The 17,368-nt window shown below is 65.5% G+C and carries 17 protein-coding genes and 1 tRNA gene; 10 read left to right on the top strand and 8 right to left on the bottom strand.

Annotated features, from left to right (window positions below; genetic code table 11):
* The first annotated feature begins 187 nt into the window (after positions 1 to 187).
* The 3 genes from ACWCOP_RS05285 to ACWCOP_RS05295 all read left to right on the top strand — a co-directional run bounded on the left by ACWCOP_RS05285 (position 188) and on the right by ACWCOP_RS05295 (position 1,475).
* Positions 188 to 817, top strand: a complete 630-nt coding sequence (locus ACWCOP_RS05285) for an ATP-dependent Clp protease proteolytic subunit (RefSeq protein ID WP_478250180.1) — start codon at positions 188 to 190, stop codon at positions 815 to 817.
* An 82-nt stretch (positions 818 to 899) separates the two neighbouring features.
* Positions 900 to 988 (top strand) — tRNA-Leu (locus tag ACWCOP_RS05290).
* A gap of 163 nt (positions 989 to 1,151) precedes the next feature.
* Positions 1,152 to 1,475, top strand: coding sequence for an Hpt domain-containing protein (locus ACWCOP_RS05295; protein WP_478250181.1), 324 nt, complete (start codon positions 1,152 to 1,154; stop codon positions 1,473 to 1,475).
* 16 nt (positions 1,476 to 1,491) lie between these two features.
* Here the strand turns inward: ACWCOP_RS05295 and ACWCOP_RS05300 are convergent, their stop codons facing one another.
* Entirely contained in the window at positions 1,492 to 1,836 is a 345-nt protein-coding gene (locus ACWCOP_RS05300; protein ID WP_478250182.1) for a chorismate mutase, read from the bottom strand.
* A 150-nt stretch (positions 1,837 to 1,986) separates the two neighbouring features.
* On the opposite strand from ACWCOP_RS05300, the gene ACWCOP_RS05305 reads away from it, so the two are divergent.
* Positions 1,987 to 2,853: a 50S ribosomal protein L11 methyltransferase gene (locus ACWCOP_RS05305; protein ID WP_478250183.1), complete on the top strand. Its 867-nt coding sequence runs from the start codon at positions 1,987 to 1,989 to the stop codon at positions 2,851 to 2,853.
* 127 nt (positions 2,854 to 2,980) lie between these two features.
* On the opposite strand, the gene ACWCOP_RS05310 is transcribed toward ACWCOP_RS05305, so the two are convergent.
* Both ACWCOP_RS05310 and ACWCOP_RS05315 read right to left on the bottom strand, forming a co-directional pair.
* On the bottom strand, positions 2,981 to 3,277 hold the full coding sequence (locus ACWCOP_RS05310) for a GIY-YIG nuclease family protein (protein ID WP_478250184.1): 297 nt from the start codon (positions 3,275 to 3,277) through the stop codon (positions 2,981 to 2,983).
* Positions 3,278 to 3,482: 205 nt separating this feature from the next.
* Positions 3,483 to 4,856: a glutamate--cysteine ligase gene (locus ACWCOP_RS05315; protein WP_478250185.1), complete on the bottom strand. Its 1,374-nt coding sequence runs from the start codon at positions 4,854 to 4,856 to the stop codon at positions 3,483 to 3,485.
* A 141-nt stretch (positions 4,857 to 4,997) separates the two neighbouring features.
* On the opposite strand from ACWCOP_RS05315, the gene ACWCOP_RS05320 reads away from it, so the two are divergent.
* Positions 4,998 to 7,529, top strand: coding sequence for a tetratricopeptide repeat protein (locus ACWCOP_RS05320; RefSeq protein ID WP_478250186.1), 2,532 nt, complete (start codon positions 4,998 to 5,000; stop codon positions 7,527 to 7,529).
* Here the strand turns inward: ACWCOP_RS05320 and ACWCOP_RS05325 are convergent.
* Positions 7,526 to 8,290: a 16S rRNA (uracil(1498)-N(3))-methyltransferase gene (locus ACWCOP_RS05325; protein ID WP_478250187.1), complete on the bottom strand. Its 765-nt coding sequence runs from the start codon at positions 8,288 to 8,290 to the stop codon at positions 7,526 to 7,528. The genes ACWCOP_RS05320 and ACWCOP_RS05325 overlap by 4 nt on opposite strands.
* An 86-nt stretch (positions 8,291 to 8,376) precedes the next feature.
* Here ACWCOP_RS05325 and ACWCOP_RS05330 point away from each other — a divergent pair, with 86 nt between their 5' ends.
* Positions 8,377 to 9,747: an NAD-dependent succinate-semialdehyde dehydrogenase gene (locus ACWCOP_RS05330; protein ID WP_478250188.1), complete on the top strand. Its 1,371-nt coding sequence runs from the start codon at positions 8,377 to 8,379 to the stop codon at positions 9,745 to 9,747.
* Here the strand turns inward: ACWCOP_RS05330 and ACWCOP_RS05335 are convergent.
* Complete coding sequence (locus tag ACWCOP_RS05335; protein WP_478250189.1) at positions 9,744 to 10,238, bottom strand: hypothetical protein; 495 nt, start codon at positions 10,236 to 10,238, stop codon at positions 9,744 to 9,746. The genes ACWCOP_RS05330 and ACWCOP_RS05335 overlap by 4 nt on opposite strands.
* A gap of 89 nt (positions 10,239 to 10,327) precedes the next feature.
* On the opposite strand from ACWCOP_RS05335, the gene ubiA reads away from it, so the two are divergent.
* Together ubiA and ACWCOP_RS05345 are read left to right on the top strand one after the other, a co-directional pair.
* Positions 10,328 to 11,254 carry a 4-hydroxybenzoate octaprenyltransferase gene (gene ubiA / locus ACWCOP_RS05340; RefSeq protein ID WP_478250190.1) on the top strand — a complete coding sequence of 309 codons (927 nt, stop codon included), beginning with the start codon at positions 10,328 to 10,330 and terminating at the stop codon, positions 11,252 to 11,254.
* 14 nt (positions 11,255 to 11,268) lie between these two features.
* Positions 11,269 to 11,904 carry a hypothetical protein gene (locus ACWCOP_RS05345; protein WP_478250191.1) on the top strand — a complete coding sequence of 212 codons (636 nt, stop codon included), beginning with the start codon at positions 11,269 to 11,271 and terminating at the stop codon, positions 11,902 to 11,904.
* Here ACWCOP_RS05345 and ACWCOP_RS05350 read toward each other — a convergent pair.
* A complete protein-coding gene (locus tag ACWCOP_RS05350) occupies positions 11,901 to 14,213 on the bottom strand; it encodes an ATP-dependent helicase (RefSeq protein WP_478250192.1) in 2,313 nt (770 codons plus the stop codon). The genes ACWCOP_RS05345 and ACWCOP_RS05350 overlap by 4 nt on opposite strands.
* Before the next feature lie 147 nt (positions 14,214 to 14,360).
* Between ACWCOP_RS05350 and ACWCOP_RS05355 the strand changes: the two genes are divergently transcribed.
* Complete coding sequence (locus ACWCOP_RS05355) at positions 14,361 to 14,603, top strand: AbrB/MazE/SpoVT family DNA-binding domain-containing protein (protein ID WP_478250193.1); 243 nt, start codon at positions 14,361 to 14,363, stop codon at positions 14,601 to 14,603.
* Positions 14,596 to 14,946 carry a type II toxin-antitoxin system PemK/MazF family toxin gene (locus tag ACWCOP_RS05360; protein ID WP_478250194.1) on the top strand — a complete coding sequence of 117 codons (351 nt, stop codon included), beginning with the start codon at positions 14,596 to 14,598 and terminating at the stop codon, positions 14,944 to 14,946. The genes ACWCOP_RS05355 and ACWCOP_RS05360 overlap by 8 nt, the downstream gene beginning before the upstream one ends.
* Here ACWCOP_RS05360 and ACWCOP_RS05365 read toward each other — a convergent pair.
* On the bottom strand, positions 14,943 to 16,619 hold the full coding sequence (locus tag ACWCOP_RS05365; RefSeq protein ID WP_478250195.1) for a chloride channel protein: 1,677 nt from the start codon (positions 16,617 to 16,619) through the stop codon (positions 14,943 to 14,945). The two genes, ACWCOP_RS05360 and ACWCOP_RS05365, sit on opposite strands and share 4 nt — an antisense overlap.
* Before the next feature lie 100 nt (positions 16,620 to 16,719).
* Positions 16,720 to 17,358, bottom strand: a complete 639-nt coding sequence (locus ACWCOP_RS05370) for a carboxypeptidase-like regulatory domain-containing protein (RefSeq protein WP_478250196.1) — start codon at positions 17,356 to 17,358, stop codon at positions 16,720 to 16,722.
* Between the last annotated feature and the right edge of the window lie 10 nt (positions 17,359 to 17,368).

The following is a 17,368-nucleotide window of genomic DNA, read 5'->3' on the forward strand; positions in this document are numbered from 1 at the left end:
CCAACTTGCGATCGCCCGGCTCTCGGCCGGCTTTGGCTCGGCTCTGGCGCGGCGTGCAGCCAAGGCGCGCGCCCGCCTTGCCGGGCGAGGGCGCGCGCCCTAGGGTCCGTCATGACATGCGGGTGTGGCGGTTATCGCTGCGCCGCGCACCGCCCAGACGCGCCGATTTGAGACGAAGGACCGGTCCATGGTGAACCAATTCGACAACCGCCTGATCAGAAATGACGACGAGGACGAAGACGAGGATGTCGACAAGCAGGCCACCAAGCAGGAAGATTTTGTCGGCAAGGCCCTGTTCGACAACCGCACGATCCTGGTGACCGGTGGAATCAACGACAGGGTGGCCGCGCGCGTGTGCGCCCAGCTCTTCGCCATGGCGGCCAAATCCGACGAGCCGATCCTCATGGTGGTCTCCAGCCCCGGCGGCCACGTGGAATCCGGCGACATGATCCACGATACGATGAAGTTCATCAAACCGCGGGTCATCACGCTGGGATCGGGCTGGGTCGCCAGCGCCGGCGCGCTGATCTATGTGGGCGCCGCGCTTGAAGACCGCTATGCGCTGCCCAACACGCGCTTTTTGCTGCACCAGCCCTCCGGCGGCGCCGGCGGCATGGCCAGCGATATCGAGATCCAGGTGCGCGAGATGCGCACCATGCGCCAGCGCCTGAACCAGATCTTCGCCGACGCCACCGGCCAGTCGCTCGAGCGGATCCAGACCGACACCGACCGCGATTTCTGGCTCGGCGCCAAGGATGCGGTGGAGTACGGGCTGTGCGGCCAGATCATCACCACCCAGGATCAGATCAAACGCTGATCATCCCTTTATCTGTGAATGCGTTGCGGGCCGGTCTTCTCAAGGACCGGCCCGTTTCGTATGAGGGGTGCTCCCCTCGCACGCGGGCGTGGCGGAATTGGTAGACGCACCGGACTTAAAATCCGTTGGGAGGCGACTCCCGTGCCGGTTCAAGTCCGGCCGCCCGCACCATTTTTTCTTGTTCTCCCTTGCGTCCGCTCGGTCGAGCGGCCCATAAGGGGCCGGCGCGCGGTTGCGCTTGCGGCGGCTTAGCCGCCGGTTTTCGTTCGCCCCGCAAACCCCCTCTTAAGCCTCGTCGTGCGACGCTGTGCGCTCACGTTAAAGGAGGCACGCCATGGACGCGCCCGCACTCGATCGCGACCATCTGGCCCGATACACCGGCGGCGAGGCGGTGCTGGAGGCGGAGCTGTTTTCGCTTCTGAACGCCCAGATCGACGCCTGCATCTCGGCCATGGCGGACGCGTCCGGCGACGCTGATGTGTGGGCGCGGGCGGCCCATACGCTGAAAGGCGCGGCGCGCGGCGTTGGCGCGATGAAGCTGGGTGAGGCGTGCGAGGCCGCAGAGGCGCGCCCGCTGGATCCGGAGGCGCTCACCCTGGTGCGCGACACCGGCGAAGAGGCGCGCGCCGCCATGAGCGCGGCCCAGGCGGCGTCCTAGGGGCCGGCGCAGACCCTTAGTCTCTGCGCGAATCCCAGACTGTGAATTCATAGCGAATCGATTGCTCGACCAGCTCGCGCCAGACCGGCTCGGCGATCTGCACGGGCAGGCCGGCGGTTTCCGCCGCCGCCTTCACCTTGGTGACCACGTCCTCGATCCGGTCCTCGTCGCGCACGCGGTCGCGGCTCGGCTTGATGCGGGCGGCGGCCTCCATATAGCGCGAGCGCTCGGCGATCAGGGCCACAAGGGCGCGGTCCAGCCGGTCCACGCCGTCGCGCACATGGGCCATTGTTTCGCAGGCTTCCGGCGCGGTGCGGGCGCTCAGATCATCAAGGTCGAACTTGGCGGGCGGCTGTGTCATGGCGGCGTTATAGCCGTGTGCGCGCGCCCGCTCCAACCCATGTTTCACCAACGGGGCGTTTCACCAAATGGGCGCGCGGCGCGTGACGCCCGGCTGGCACGGCGCATCGAAACCGCCTAACACGCTGGCGACACAGAGCAGGAGCTTTCCATGTCCACAATCTGGCGCCTTCGCATCGACGGACCCCTTGCGCCCCTGAGCGCCGCAAATGCGCGCCTGGGCGAGCATGACGATCAGCCGGCGCTGGGCTGGTCCTTGTTCGAGGCCGAGGACGATGCCAGCCGCGGCTATATCGAGCTTCTCTTCGCCGACCGCGTGCGCGAGGACGAATGGCTGGCGGCGCTCGATCTTGAGGGCGAGGCCTTCACCGTCCATTTCGCGCCTCTGCCGGACGAAGACTGGATCGCCCTGTCGCTGAAAGGCCTGCCGGCGATCGCGGCGGGGCGCTTCATGGTCTATGGCGAGCACGAGAAGGACAAGTTGCAACCCGGCCAGATCGGCCTGTGGATCGAGGCCGGCCCCGCCTTCGGCACCGGCCATCACGGCACGACGAAGGGCTGTCTGGAGGCGCTGGACCGGCTTTATGAGGCGGGTCTCGCGCCAAAGCGCATCCTCGATCTCGGCACGGGAAGCGGGCTTCTGGCCATCGCCGCCGCCAAGCTGTGGCCGGACGCCGACATTCTCGCCACCGATATCGACCCGGAATCGGTGGAGGAGACCGCGGTGAACGCCGCCCGCAACGACACGGCGTTCGAGGCCGTCATCGCCGACGGCTTTGATCATCCAGCGTTCGAAGGCCGCAGCTTCGACCTCGTCCTCGCCAACATCCTCGCTGGCCCGTTGATCCACTTGGCGCCCGAGATCGCAGCGGTGCTGGAGCCCGGCGGAACCGTGGTGCTTTCAGGGCTGCTGGAAGAACAAGCCGACGGCGTCACCCGCGCCTATGTGGCGCAGGGGCTCTCGCTGCAGCGGAGCGATCTGGTGGACGGGTGGGGAGTTTTGGTGCTCGCCAGCTAAGTCCTGAATTCCCGGCCAAGGGTGAAACCCGCAGAGCCGGGACCTTCCTCAGGATGGGGCGCCCAATTCTGCCTGAGGTCCCGGATCATCGCCTTCGGCTCGTCCGGGAATTCAGGTGCGGGCGAGGTCAGGCGGTGCAGATCTCTTCGTAGAGATCGCGCCAGTCCGGGTTCTCTTTTTCGATCAGGGCGATCTTCCAGGCGCGGCGCCAGCGCTTCATCCGGTATTCGTTTTCGGCTGCGGTGGTGACGTCGGGAAAGGGCGCGCACCAGACCAGGCGATGGCAGTTATACTTCCAGGCGAACCCGCGCGTGGCGCCGGTACGATGCTCCCAAAGCCGGCGGCACAAATTCACATTGCTCATGCCGAGATAGAGCACGCCATGGGGCTTGTTGGTGAGTATGTAGACGTACGCCCGATCCATGAAATTCTCCCTTGAGGAGAATTATGCCGTGATCCTTCAGCAAAGTGAATTCCCGGCCAAGGCCCCGTCTTCCGGGGCCGCAGAGCCGGGACCTTTTTCAGGGTTCGGCGTCTTATCCTGCTTGAGGTCCCGGATCTTCCCCCTGCGGGCTCGTCCGGGAATTCAGGACCGGGGTCTGGGAAATCAGGTGGCGCGCGTATGGGACCTAATAAGCCCGTTCTTCAAACACCGGCTCCACACTCTCCCCCCACGCGCCCTTATAGCGCTCGATCAGCCGCTCGGCGGGGCTGACGCCCGTTCTGGCGATCTCGTCGAGATCGTCCAGGAACAGCGCTTCGTGTTCGCCGTGGGCGTTCATGCGGGCGCGGGCTTTGAGGCCTGAGCGCGAGATCGCCAGGATGTCCTTGGCGACCGTCTGCAGGGTAGCGCTGCGGAAGGGTGTTTTCAGGGCGTGTTTCGCCGCGCCGGCGCGCAGGGCGGCGCGTTCGTCCGCGGTCCAGTCCTTCACATAGTCCCAGGCGGCGTCCAGTGACGCCTGGTCATAGAGCAGGCCGACCCAGAGGGCGGGCAGGGCGCAGAGCTGATTCCACGGGCCGCCGTCGGCGCCGCGCTGCTCCAGGAAGGTTTTCAGGCGCACTTCGGGAAACAGGGTGGAGAGGTGATCCTCCCAGTCGCTGAGCACCGGAAGCTCGCCGGGCAGGATGGAGAGCTCGCCTTTGAGAAAATCGCGAAAGCTGAGGCCCGACGCGTCCAGGAACTTGCCCTGACGCTTGACGAAATACATGGGCGTATCCAGCGCCCAGTCCACATAGCGCTCATAGCCGTAGCCCTCCTCGAATGCGAAGGGCAGATCGCCGGTGCGGTGGCGGTCGGTGTCGGTCCAGACATGGGCGCGATAGGAGAGATAGCCGTTGAGCCCGCCATCCTTGAACGGCGAGTTGGCGAACAGGGCCGTAGCCAGCGGCTGCAGCGCCAGCGAGACGCGCATCTTCTTGACCATGTCGGCTTCACTGGAGAAATCGAGATTGGTCTGCACCGTGCAGGAGCGGAACATCATCTGATGGCCCAGACCGCCGACCTTGGGCATATAGGCCCTCATGATCTGATAGCGGTCCTTGGGCATGAGCGGCGTGTCTTCCAGCGACCATTTGGGCGAGAAGCCGAGCCCCAGGAATCCCGCGCCGATCTCGTCGGCGACCTCGCGCACCTCGCGCAAATGCCCGTTCACCTCGCGGCAGGTCTCGTGCAGGTCTTCCAGCGGGGCGCCGGACAGCTCGAACTGGCCGCCGGGCTCCAGCGTGATGGAGCCGCCCTCCCGCTTCAGGGCCACCGGTTTGCCGTGCTCTTCGATGGGTTCCCAGCCAAAGCGGGTGAGGCCTTCGAGCATCTTGCGCACGGTGGGGCCGTCGCCGTCATAGGGCAGGGGATTGTGGCCGTCGTTGGTAAAGCCGAACTTTTCGTGCTCGGTGCCGATGCGCCAGGCCTCGGCGGGTTTCTCGCCGGCCGCAATATGCCCGATCAGCTGGGCCTTGCTCTCGATGGGCGCGCCTTCGCCGCCTGGGTTATACGTCCCGCTCATGAGGTTTGTACGGCCTTCCACCAATTGAAGCCGCCAACATCTATTCGGGGACACGCGAACCGGCAAGGGCGCGACCTGTCGATACTTGTCAGATTGCCGGGCGCGCGACCGGGCTAGGATGGGCTGAAAGGGAGGGACAGCATGCTTTACTGGATCGCCGGCGGGGTCCTGTGGGCAAGTGCAGCCGCAGGCGCGCTCGCCCAGACGGTCGTGGAGGACCCTTATGAGTCGCTGCGTGCGCCAGCTCTGGCGGCCTATGAGGCCGGCGAGACCGCGCGCGCCTACACGCTCTACGAGGCGGTGTTCCGCGCCATCCCCGACACCGATCCCGGCGAGCGGGCCAGCACGGCGTTTTCGCTAGCGATTTTGGCCCGCGAGTCCGGTGAACCGGTCACAGCGCTGGACTGGCTGGAGACCGGGTTCACCCTCCACCGCGACGCTGGAACCCCCGACGCCGAGATCGACGCCTATATCGGTTATGCCGGGAGGACCGCGCTCGAGGCCGGCGATCCCGAACGCGCCATCGCCTACCTTGAGCATGCGCTCCGGGTCCGCACAGACACCGATGAGACGCGCGAGGCGCGCGCCGGCGCGTTGAATACCTACGCCACCGCTCTTTACGCCGCTGGCCGCTATGAGGAGGCCAGCGAGCAACGGCGCCACGCCCTGCAGATCTACACTGACGTTCATGGACCAGATCACGCCTATGTCGGGTTCGTCCTGGAGGCGCTGGCGCGCGATCTGGAGGCTCAGGGAAACACCCGGCAGGCCCTTGACGCACGCGAGGAAGCCCTGGTGATCGCCCTGTCGACGCGTGAGTCCGGCGATATGACCATCATGACGCTCGCGGGCGAGCAGGCGGATGCCTTGATCACTCTGGGCGACGCAGATGGCCTGCGCGCCCTTGGTGAGCGCGTCACGGCCACGGCCGTGGCTGACATGGATTACGCCGGCATCCTCTCAGCGATCGCTCATCGGGCGTGGGCTGCGCGTCTGCTCGACGTTGCGGCCGAGCTCCATCAAAGCGCCTATGAAGCGGCGGCGGCGGCCCCGGACACGCCCGACGCCGTCATGGCCGTCCTTTTGCTGAACCGGGCGATCAGCGTTCAAACCACGTCAGGCTACGCTGCCGCCTTGCCCGCGCTGGAGGACTACGCGGACTTCATCGGTCGAATGGACGGCGCGTCAGGCCTGCGGACCATCGCCGCGCTGGAACGGGTCTGGACCGCCATGTTTCGCTCCGCCCGCTTCGTCGACGCGGAGGCCAATGCGCGCGCCCGCATCGACGCTTTGACCGCGCGGGCTGACGACCAGCCCCTGCTGATGGCCCGGGCGCTGAACAACCTCGCGCTGGCTCTGCACGAACAACTACGGCCCAATGAAGCCGAGCCGGTCTATGAGGATGCACTCCGGCTTCTTGATGCGGGAGCCGGAGATGAGGGCCTGCTTGTCAGCCTTCTGGACCCATTCGCGATCCACCTTGTTTACAACTCGAACCGGGATCGCGCGCTTGAAATTGCGCGCCGGAATACAGCGTTGCGCGCCGAGGTATACGGGCGTGAAAGCCTGGAATACGGGCGAGGCCTGAAGACGCTCGCCACGGTGGAGAGCGTGTCCGGCATGGCGGACGCGGCGCTGGCTTCACTCCTTGAGGCCGAGGCCGTGTATGACGCGCTTGGCCCGTCTGCCAACGAGGCGCGCGTGGACGTAATGATCCAGCGCGCGGAGGTCCTCTATCATCGCGGGCAGCTGCCGCAGGCCGAGACCCTGCTGGACGCCGCAAGCGCCCTGATCACTGAGGCGCGGGACGATCAGCGCCGGGACTGGCATAGCGCCATGGCCCGCCTGCGTAAGGCCCAGGGCCAGTTCACCGAAGCGCTTATGCACCTCAATGCTGAGCTGGCGATCCTGGTGGCCCGGGACGGCGAAAACGCACGCAGAAATGCCTATCCGCTTTTGGACATTGCAAAGATCTTGCGCCTGCAGGGCAATCTGGAGGACGCCGAGGCGGTCACGCGCCGCGTTATTGCGATCCACGAGTCCTATGGCTTTTCATCCGGCAATGATCTGGGCGTTGCCTGGGACGAGCTGGCGACGAATCTTTCGCTTCAGGGCCGCCGCGATGAGGCCCTTCAAGCGTCACAGCGGTCCGCCGACCTGGTGGCGGAAGTCTGGCCGCGAGGCACATCCGTCCGGGCGCTATCTGATTACAATCAGGGCTATCTTCTCATGACGCTGGGGCAGATGGCCGATGCTGAGCGGTTCATGCGCCAGGGTATCGAAGACATGCGCGCCCTGGAGCCGCGCTCAGATGTTTCTCTTGGAAATATGGTGAGTGCGCTCGGCCACGTTCTGGAGCAGCGTGGTCAGTACACGGCCGCCGCGTCAGCCTACCGGGAAGCTCTGGATCTGCGCGTTCATGCCCTGGAACACCACCATCCTGCGCTGGCGAGCAACCGAGCGTTTCTGGGACGCATTCTGCTGGAGCGGCTGGATCAGCCTGAAGAAAGTCTCGCTTTGTTTCGCGACGCCTCACAAGGCTTGATCGAGGGCATTGTGCTGCGGTCCGGAACGGCGGCGGAGAATGGCGCGGACGGGATCGTATTCGCCCAGAAGGACGCGTTCTTTATTGCCCATGTAGAGGCGATCTGGGCGAATACAGACCCTGACTAGCCCCAGTCGCCCAGCACCGCCTGCCATACGCTCATGGCGGCGGCCACGGCGGTGTCGGCGCGCAGGATGCGAGGCCCCAGCGTCACCGGAACCACGAAGCTCCGCCCGCGCAACAGATTGCGCTCGGCTGGATCAAATCCGCCTTCAGGACCGATGAGGATGGCCCAGGACTCGGGTTGAGCGCCAGAAAGCGCCGCCAGAATCGGCGCGGCGCGTCCTGCTTCTCCGCCCCAGGGGGAGTCGTCCTCGTCGCCGGCTTCGTCGCAAAAGATCAGCTTTCGGGTTTCGTCCCAGCCGTTGAGCATCTGCACCAGCGAGACCGGCTCGCCCACGCGCGGCAGGTCCAGGCGCTCGGTCTGCTCGGCGGCTTCGCGCACCAGCGCTTCCATCCGGTCCATGCGCACCCGGTCGGCCATGGTGCGCCGTGTCATCACCGGCGTGATGGCGGCGGCGCCAAGCTCTGTGGCTTTCTCCACGATGAAGTCGGTGCGCGCCTTCTTCACCGGGGCGAAATAGAGATGCAGGTCCGTCGCGGCGGTCTGCGCCCGCGTCTGCTCCAGCAGGGTGAGCGCGGCGCGCTTGCGCGAGGCCTCCGCGATCTCGGCGCGCCATTCGCCGTCCTGGCCGTTGAACACGCGCACCGTGTCGCCGGCGCCGCGGCGCATGACATTTAAAAGGTAATGGGCCTGATCCTTCTCAAGATCCAGGTGGGCGCCGGCGGTGAGCGGCGCGTCGAGGTAAAGGCGCGGTTCGACAGTCATGACGGCTTTCTACAGACTAAGCGCAGCGAACGGAACGCGGCGCGCATGCGTTGTGTCAGGTCCCGGCATCAAAGGAAGGGCGCGCCATGAGCACCATCACCGTCATCAACCCGGCCACCGGAGAAGCGATCGCCACCTATGAGCGCCACGGCGAGGCCGATGTGGACGCTGCGCTGGAGCGCGCCCACGCAGGGTTTCAGACCCTCTGGGCCGCCGGCTATGACAGCCGGGCCGCGCGCCTTGTGAAGGCGGCCGAGATTCTGGAGGCGGAAAAGGAGGACCATGCAAGGCTCATGGTCTCCGAGATGGGAAAGCCCATCGTCCAGGCCCGCGCCGAGATCGAGAAATGCGCCGCGGCGTGCCGCTTCTACGCCGAGCACGGCGAGGCGTTTCTCGCCGACGAGGCGCTGGACGCGCCGGAGAAGGGGCGCTGCTTCATCCGCCGCGTGCCCATCGGGCCGGTGTTCGCGGTGATGCCGTGGAATTTCCCGTTCTGGCAGGTCTTCCGCTTCGCTGCGCCCAATCTCATGGCCGACAATCCGGGGATCCTGAAGCACTCCTCCAACACGCCGGGCAGCGCGCTGGCCATCGAGGACGTGCTCAAACGCGCAGGCTTTGAGGACGGGGCGTTCCAGACCCTTCTGATCGACTCCGAGCTTAGCTCGAAAGTCATCGCCGACGAGCGGGTGCGCGGCGTGACGCTCACCGGGTCGGAAGGCGCGGGCTCGAAAGTGGCCGAGCAGGCCGGCAAGGCGATCCTGCCCAGCGTCATGGAGCTGGGCGGCTCGGATCCGTTCATCGTCATGCCCAGCGCCGACCTTGACGAAGCGGCGAAGATCGGCGTGAAAGCGCGGACGCAGAATAACGGCCAGTCCTGCATCGCGGCCAAGCGCTTCATCATCCACGAGCAGGTCTATGAGGCCTATCGCGAGAAATTCCTGGCGCAGATGAAGGCGCTGAAGGTGGGCGATCCCATGGACGAGGACACCGATATCGGCCCGCTCGCCGACACCGGCGCCGCCGACACGTTGATGGAGCAGGTGGCCGCCACCCTCAAGGGCGGCGCGGCCAGCTCACTGGCGCCGGAACGCCTGGACCACGCCTTCGTGACGCCGGGCGTGCTGGAAAGCGTGCCCAGGGGCACGCCTGGCTATGATGACGAGCTGTTCGGTCCCGTCGCCCTCCTGTTCAGCGCCCGCGATCTCGACGAAGCCATCGGCCTCGCCAATGACCATCGCTACGGGCTGGGCGCCAGTTTCTGGTCGCGCGACGAAGCCGAGATCGAGGCGGCCGCCACGCGGATCAGCGCCGGGTCCACCTATGTGAACCAGATGGTGGCCTCCGATCCGCGCCTGCCCTTTGGCGGTGCGAAGAAGTCGGGATACGGCCGCGAGCTCGCCCGCGACGGGGTTCTGGAATTCACCAATCCGAAGACGATCGCGATTACGGGGGTTTAGGTGGCCAGTGGACCACAGGCGGCGTCGTCGGAAAGGTCGGCGGTACGCGCCACCACCTCCAGCCGGTCGGCCGACGCCAGGCGCAGCTGCGTCTGGAAATAGGACCCGACGGTCACGCCGTCGCTTTGGCGAAAGACGGAAATGCGAACCTGGCGCACAGCGCCGTAGACGCGGATACGCTCTGCAAAGAGGACATCTATCGGGTCCCCGCCATAACGTGCGGCGAGCGCGGCGCGCACCGGCGCCGTAAGCTCTACGTTCAGCGATCCGCGATCGCGATAGTTTTCCTTGGAATTCAGATATCCTCGCGATCCGTCCTCCCCGGCTCCGCATACATTCATTTCGATCCAGGCTTCCGGAAGCGGCGAGGCGGGCGAGGCAATGGATCGCTCCACCGCGTCACGGGCCGGCATGAGCGGCGCCTGGGCTTGGGCGGAGGAGACCATGCCGAGCGCAAGGCCGGCGGCGATGGTGCGGATTGCGGCGATCATGGCGACTCCCTCCCTGCGCTTGGCTATGGCATAGAGGCCGCGTATGACAGACCGTTGAAATTCAGCCGCAAGTGGGTGCTTTTACTCCTGTGACCCTTCATTCTGACCGCCGCGTCGCCGATTCGCTGCCCACCAGCTGGGTGGACCGTGCGCCAGAAGCGTTGCGCCCCTATCTGCGGCTGGCGCGCTATGATCGGCCGGTGGGCTTCTGGCTGCTCGCCCTGCCGTGCTGGTTCGGGCTCGCCGCGGTGCGGCTTGAGACGGGCCTCGCCTGGGTCGATCTGTGGTGGGCGGTGCTGTTCGGAATCGGCGCCGTGGCCATGCGCGGGGCGGGGTGCACCTATAACGACATTATCGACCGTGATCTGGACGCGAAGGTCGCCCGCACCGCCGACCGGCCGCTGGCGGCGGGTACGGTGTCCTTGCGCGCGGCCTGGATCTTCTTGATCGCCCAATGCCTTGCGGGGCTCGTGGTGCTGTTGCTCCTGCCGCTGGCGGCGATCCTCACCGGCCTCGCGGCGCTCATCCTGGTGGCGGCCTATCCCTTCATGAAGCGGATCACCTGGTGGCCGCAGGCCTGGCTGGGACTCACCTTCAACTGGGGCATACCCGTGGCCGGCGCCGCTGCGCTGGGCTCGCCCTTTCATCCGGTCGTGCTGATCCTCTACGCCTCGGCGATTTTCTGGACGCTGGGCTATGACACGATCTACGCCTGCCAGGACAAGGAGGACGACGCCCTGGTGGGCGTCAAATCCGCCGCCCGCGCGCTGGGCCCGGGCGTGAAACCCGGCGTCACGGGCTTCTACATCGCTTCGGCGCTGCTGGCCGCGGTCGCGGGCGTCGTGGGCGGCGCGCATCTCTTCTTTGCGCTGGGCTTTGCGGTCTACGCCGTGCACCTCTTATGGCAATCAAGCGGCTTTGATCCCGAAGACGGCGGGGACTGCCTTGCGCGGTTCAAGTCGAACCGGACGACGGGGTTGCTGCTGACGGGGGCGTTTTTGCTGGGTGGGGTTTAGGGAAGGGCTTCAAATTGAGCGAATGTGGTTTCGGTATCTGGTTTTATTGCGTTGACTGGGCCTCAACAGGCGCAATGCTCGGTGGGTTAGGCGCCCTGTTAGGTGCTGTCGCGGTGTTGTTGGCCGCTGACAACTTTAGAAAGTGGGCCGAGCGTGAGAAATTTAAGTATAACAGAAATATTTCTGTTCAAATTCTAGCTTGTTTCTATGAAGCTGAATTTGCAATATCAAGTATCAGAGTCAGAAATTTGAACGCTAGTGAGCTTGCCGAGGCTGAGAAACTGATTGCACAACAAATTAAACATCTAAATGATGATAAACAACAAAAGTTTATTAATCAGACAGTTTTGATAAATAGAATTTCTTCTTATAGTGATACGTGGGAAAAGATATTTCAATCTCTGCCGCTCGCGAGGGCCGCATTTGGAGAGGAGGCATACGATGCTTTATATAATGTAATAAGAGTACGACAGAAAATTGATGCTGCACTCGCTGTGTATCCAGAGACGGAATTGGGAAACGTTGATGTGAGTCAGGTCATTTTTAGAACGGATGATCCAACATCGCTTCAAGCTATAGAAATCAATAAACTGCTTGAGAGCGCTCGCTCCGAACTCGAGCGTCTTACCGAGCCCTACACCTCGTCCTAGGGCGCCGCCCCCACAAAGCTCGCCACCACCTTCTTGGTGCCCGCCTTGTCGAAGGCCACGGTGAGTTTGGCGCCGTCGGTGATCTTCACCACGCCATAGCCGAATTTCTGGTGGAAGACGCGGTCGCCGGGGCGCCATTTCGAGTTTCCGCCCACGGAATTGGCGTCGCCGCTCTCGATCAGCTGGGCCGTGCCTTCCAGCACGCCGGGATCGGCGCGGCGCCCGGCGGCCTTGCTGGCCTGGAAGCGTTTCCACCCCGGGCTTTCATAGGAGGAGCGGAACGGGTCGGCGGGTTCTGACACGCCCTCAAAGCCCGGCCCGGCGTCGTAATAGCCGGTCTCTGATTTTGCTTCGCAGTTCGCCGGCGGCATTTCGTCGATGAAGCGAGACGGGATCACGCTCTGCCAACGGCCATAGATCATCCGGTTGGCGGTGAAGCTGATGACGGCCCGCTCCCTCGCGCGCGTAATGCCTACATAGGCGAGGCGGCGCTCCTCCTCCAGGGCCGCCGTGCCGCCTTCGTCCATGGAGCGCTGGGAGGGAAACACCGTCTCCTCCCAGCCGGGCAGGAAGACCAGCGGAAACTCCAGGCCCTTGGCGGCGTGGAGCGTCATGATCGACACCTCCTCGCCGTCCTCCTTGCGGTCGGCGTCGGACACCAGGGCGATGTGTTCCAGAAAGGCTTCCAGGCTGTCGAACCCGCCCATGGAGCGCACGAGTTCTTTCAGGTTATCCAGACGGCCGGCGGCCTGCGGGCTTTTGTCCTCGCGCCACATGGCGGTGTAGCCGCTTTCATCGAGGATCACCTCGGCGAGCTCGTCATGGCGGCGTTCTTTGGCCTCGTCGGTCCAGCGATCAAGATCGCGCAGGAAGGCCTGGATGCCTGAGCGCGCCTTGCCCTTGATCTCGTCGGTCCGGGTCATAAGGCGCGCGGCCTCCACCATGGGCACGCGGCTGGCGCGCGCCACGGCGGCGATTTTCTGCACGCTGGTCTCGCCGACGCCGCGCTTGGGGGTGTTGATTATCCTCTCAAACGCCAGATCGTCGGTCTCCGCCCGCACCAGGCGCAAATAGGCCAGGGCGTCGCGGATTTCGGCGCGTTCAAAGAAGCGCGGCCCGCCGATCACCTTGTAGGGAAGACCCAGCATGATGAAGCGGTCTTCAAAGGCGCGCATCTGCCAGGACGCGCGCACCAGCACCGCGATGTCGGAATGCTTGCCGTCAGTGCGCACATGGGATTCGATCTCGTCGGCGACAAAGCGCGCCTCCGCCTCGCCGTCCCAGAGCCCGGAGACCTGAACCTTCTCGCCGGGATCATCCTCGGTCCAAAGCGTCTTGCCCAGGCGCGCCTTGTTGGCCGCGATGAGGCCTGAAGCCGCACCCAGAATATTGCCTGTGGAGCGGTAATTGCGCTCCAGCCGGATCACCACGGCGCCGGGAAAATCCTTTTCAAAGCGCAGAATGTTGTCCACTTCCGCGCCGCGCCAGCCATAGATGGACTGGTCGTCATCGCCCACGCAGCAAAGATTGTTGGAGCCCTTGGCCAAAAGGCGCAGCCAGAGATACTGGGCGATATTGGTGTCCTGATACTCGTCCACCAGGATGTAGCGGAACTTCCTCTGGAAGTCGGCGAGCACATCCGCGTTTTCCTGGAAGATCGTGATGTTGTGCATCAGAAGATCGCCGAAATCGCAGGCGTTCAGCACCGAGAGCCGTTCCTGATAGAGCCGGTAGAGATCGCCGGCCCTGCCGTCGGCGAAGCTCCACTTGTCCTCTTCGGGGATGCGCTTGGGGGTCAGCGCGCGGTTCTTCCAGCTGTCGATCAGGCTGGCGAAATGGCGCGGCGTCCAGCGCTTTGTGTCGATCCCTTCGGCTTCCAGGATCTGCTTGATCAGCCGGATCTGGTCGTCGGTGTCCAGGATGGTGAAGCTGGATTTCAGGTCCACCAGCTCGGCGTGGCGGCGCAGGATCTGCGCGGCGATGGAGTGGAAGGTGCCCAGCCAGGGCAGGCCCTCCACCTGCTCGCCGATGATCGCGCCGACCCGGGTCTTCATCTCGCGCGCGGCCTTGTTGGTGAAGGTCACCGAGAGGATCTGCCAGGGCTGCGCCCGGCCGGTGGCGAGAATATGCGCCAGCCGCGTGGTGAGCACCCGCGTCTTGCCCGTCCCGGCGCCGGCGAGCACCAGCACCGGCCCGTCCACGGTCTGCACCGCCTTGCTCTGCTCGGGATTGAGGCCCTGCAGGTATGACGTGGCCCCGACGCGCGGGGCGCGGGCGGCGGCTTGCTGGGACAGCGGCAGATCGGACATGCAAGGCCTCGCGGCGCTTCGATTCGAAAGGAGAACGAAACTAGCACGCGGGAGGCGGAAGGGCAGGGGGTGAGGTGCGCGCGTTAAAGGCGACATGCGCCCCGGTATGTGATATCACAAAGGCTATCACGAGCTTTGGAGGCCGCCATGAAAGCGCTGATCGGAAAATGGGGACGCTCGGCGGCCCTGCGCCTTCCAAAGCCGTATCTTGAAGCGCTGGGCATCAAGGCCGGCGACGAGGTGGAGGTGACGCTGGAGGGGAAGACTCTTGTCGTGGCGGCGGGCGCGCGGCCTAGTCTGGAGGACCTCGTCGCACAAATGAAGACGCAGCAGCCCCCGGAAGTCGTAGATTGGGGGCCGGATGTCGGTGCGGAAGTGATCCGTGACTAAGCCGGCGATGGTCCTCGAGCGCGGCGACCTGGTGTCGGCGTTCATGAAGGACCAGGAGGGACGCGAGCAGGCGGGCCGGCGTCCGTTCCTCATTCTGACCCCGGCGTTTTACAACACCGCATCCGCGACCGCGATCGGTTGCCCGATCACTTCCAACCGGTCGCCGTTCGCCTTCAAGGTGATGCTGCCGGACGGTTCGCCGGTCTCCGGCGCGGTGCTGGTTGATCAGGTGAGGGCGCTGGATTTGTCGGCGCGCAGGCCTCGCAAGATTGCGGTTGCGCCGCACGAGACTGTCGCCGAGGTGACCGCCATCCTCGCCAGCCTGCTTCGCATCACCCCCTAACGATGCTCCTCCTCATGCCTGATCTGCAGCGCCCGCGCATAGGCGGCGTGGGCGTCGGCCTTGGTGATGTAGCCGGTGATGGGCTGATCGCCGGTTCTTGAGCGCACCGGCGCGCCGTCCAGCTTTTCCGCCGAGAAGAAGCCCATCACGCGGCCCAGATAATCGTCTTCGTAGACATGGGGCTCGTCCATCTCGGCCGCCCGGTCCGCCTTGTCGAGCGCGGTCATGATGTCCCTTGCGCGGATGGTCTGCAGGATGACGCGGGCGTCTCCCTTGGTGAGGTCGTAGCCGTGACGCTCCACCATCTTGTGGAAAAAGCTGCCTTTTGTGACCGAGGTGGTGATCACGGTGGCGAGGCTGACCGCCACCAGGAGCGCGATGGAGGCTTCGTAATTGGCGGTGAGTTCGAACACGATAAGCGTGGTGGAGAGCGGCGCGCCCAGCACCGCGCCGGACACCGCGCCCATCCCCACCACGGCGAAGAAGCCGGCGCCTGCGGTCTGCTCGCCGAACAGGGTTGCTGCGATGGCGCCGAACAGGGCGCCGAGCATGGCGCCGAGATAGAGCGAGGGCGAGAACACCCCGCCGCCGAACCGGAACGCCAGCGTGGTCACCGTGGCGATGAGTTTCAACGCCAGCAGTCCGGCGAGGAAGCCGATCCCGTATCCGCCCGCGAGCGCCGTGGCGGTGGCTTCATAGCCGACGCCGAGAATCTCCGGCGCGCCGGCGGCCATGATCCCCACCAGCAGACCGCCAAACGGCGGCAGCGCCCAGAGCGGCCAGGCGAGCTTTTTCGCCTGCTCGGCGACGATGCGCGGGGCGTTCGCGGCGCCCATGACGAACAGGATCGCCACCCCCGCCGCCGCAATCCCCAGCGGCACCATGGCGGCGAAATCAAACAGGCTCGCCGGATCAAGCTCGGGGATGGCGAAGGCGGGCTGGGCGCCGAAATGAATGCGAGCCACCACCGCGCCGGTGACGCTGGCCGCCGCCACCGGCGCAATGGAGCGCAAGGCGTAATGCCCCAGGATCACCTCGAAGGCGAACAGGGCGCCGGCCACCGGCGCGTTGAAGCTGGCGGCCACCGCGCTGGCCGCGCCGCAGGCCAGCATGATCCGCGCGCCGCGCGCCGGGAGGCCCAGCGGCCGCGTCATCAGGCTGGCGAGCGTCGCGCCAAGATGAACCGCCGGGCCTTCGCGGCCCGACGAGACGCCAGACCCCAGCGACACCGCCGCGATCACTGCAGAGAGGAGGCCTGGCGCGGCCTCCATCTTTCCACCGGTCACCGCGCGTGCTTCCATGACGTCGCTGACGCCAAGGGCGCGGGTCTCCTTAAGCCAGCCGAGGCGCTCACCGGCATAGAGCAGCGCGGACACGACAAGTCCGCCGATTATGGGCGCCGCGATAATGTGAAGCGGGGACAGCTGGCGCGCCACGCTGGCCAGACGCTCGCTCCCGTCCTGAAACGCGACCAGCTGAACGGCCTCGATGGCGAGGCGCAGGGCCAGAGCGGCGTAGCCCGCGACCAGCCCGACCCCGAGCGCGGCGAGCCAGAGCGCCGGCGAGCGTCCGTCAGAAAAGCTGCGCTTGATGAACGCCACGATGCGGCCCGGCCAGGCCTTGGGCCCGGCGCGGCGCACCTCTTTGGCGGAGGGGTCCGGACTGTCGCTCATCCATGAGGTGATTGCCCGCACCGCTGCACAAGGTCAAGGCGCAACACGCCGGCTCGGCCGGCTGCGCCCTTTGCGCCAGCCGGGCCTGCGTGGGTGTGCGCTAGCGGTAATCGCCGAACGTGGCTTCGAGGGCCGCGATATCGCCGCGCCAGTTTTCTTCCGGCAAAGCGCAGTCATGGCGTGCGTTCATCACCAGCGCCTCCAGGCGAAGGGGCAGGCCCTCGATCCCGCGCGTTGCGATCACTGATTGAACCGCTGGCGAGGCCCGGATCTGGTCCAGCCGGTCCAGCATGGCGTGGGCGTAGGCGCGCCCCTCGACCGCGCCGCAGGCCCTCGCCCGGCGGGTGAGCAAGGCTTGCGCCGCCGCGATGTCGGCAAAGGGCAACAGGATGAAATCGGCGCGCGTTCCGGCTGTTTCGCCGACGGACAGGACCGTGGCCTGGGACAAGCCCGCACCCACGCTGCTATGGGCGCTGAGCTCCAGCGGTTCTGGCAAGACGCTGGATGCCGGCAACGGCACGCTGCGAGACGGGCGAACGGCTTTGATGGTGAAATGACCGTCGGGCCCGGAGACCGCCCCGCCCGAGGCTGCGCCGTCGCCCACCTCAATCACCGCGCCCTCCACCGGCGCGCCAGCCAGATCATAAACATAGCCCTGAGCGGTGATCACTGTCTGCGAACACGCGCAAAGGACAAGTGCGGCGGCGATTGCGAGGCCCCTTATCATAGCGTCCCCCATTCTGACTTCA

It is taken from the genome of Apolloniradiicaulis salifontis, from assembly GCF_053756655.1.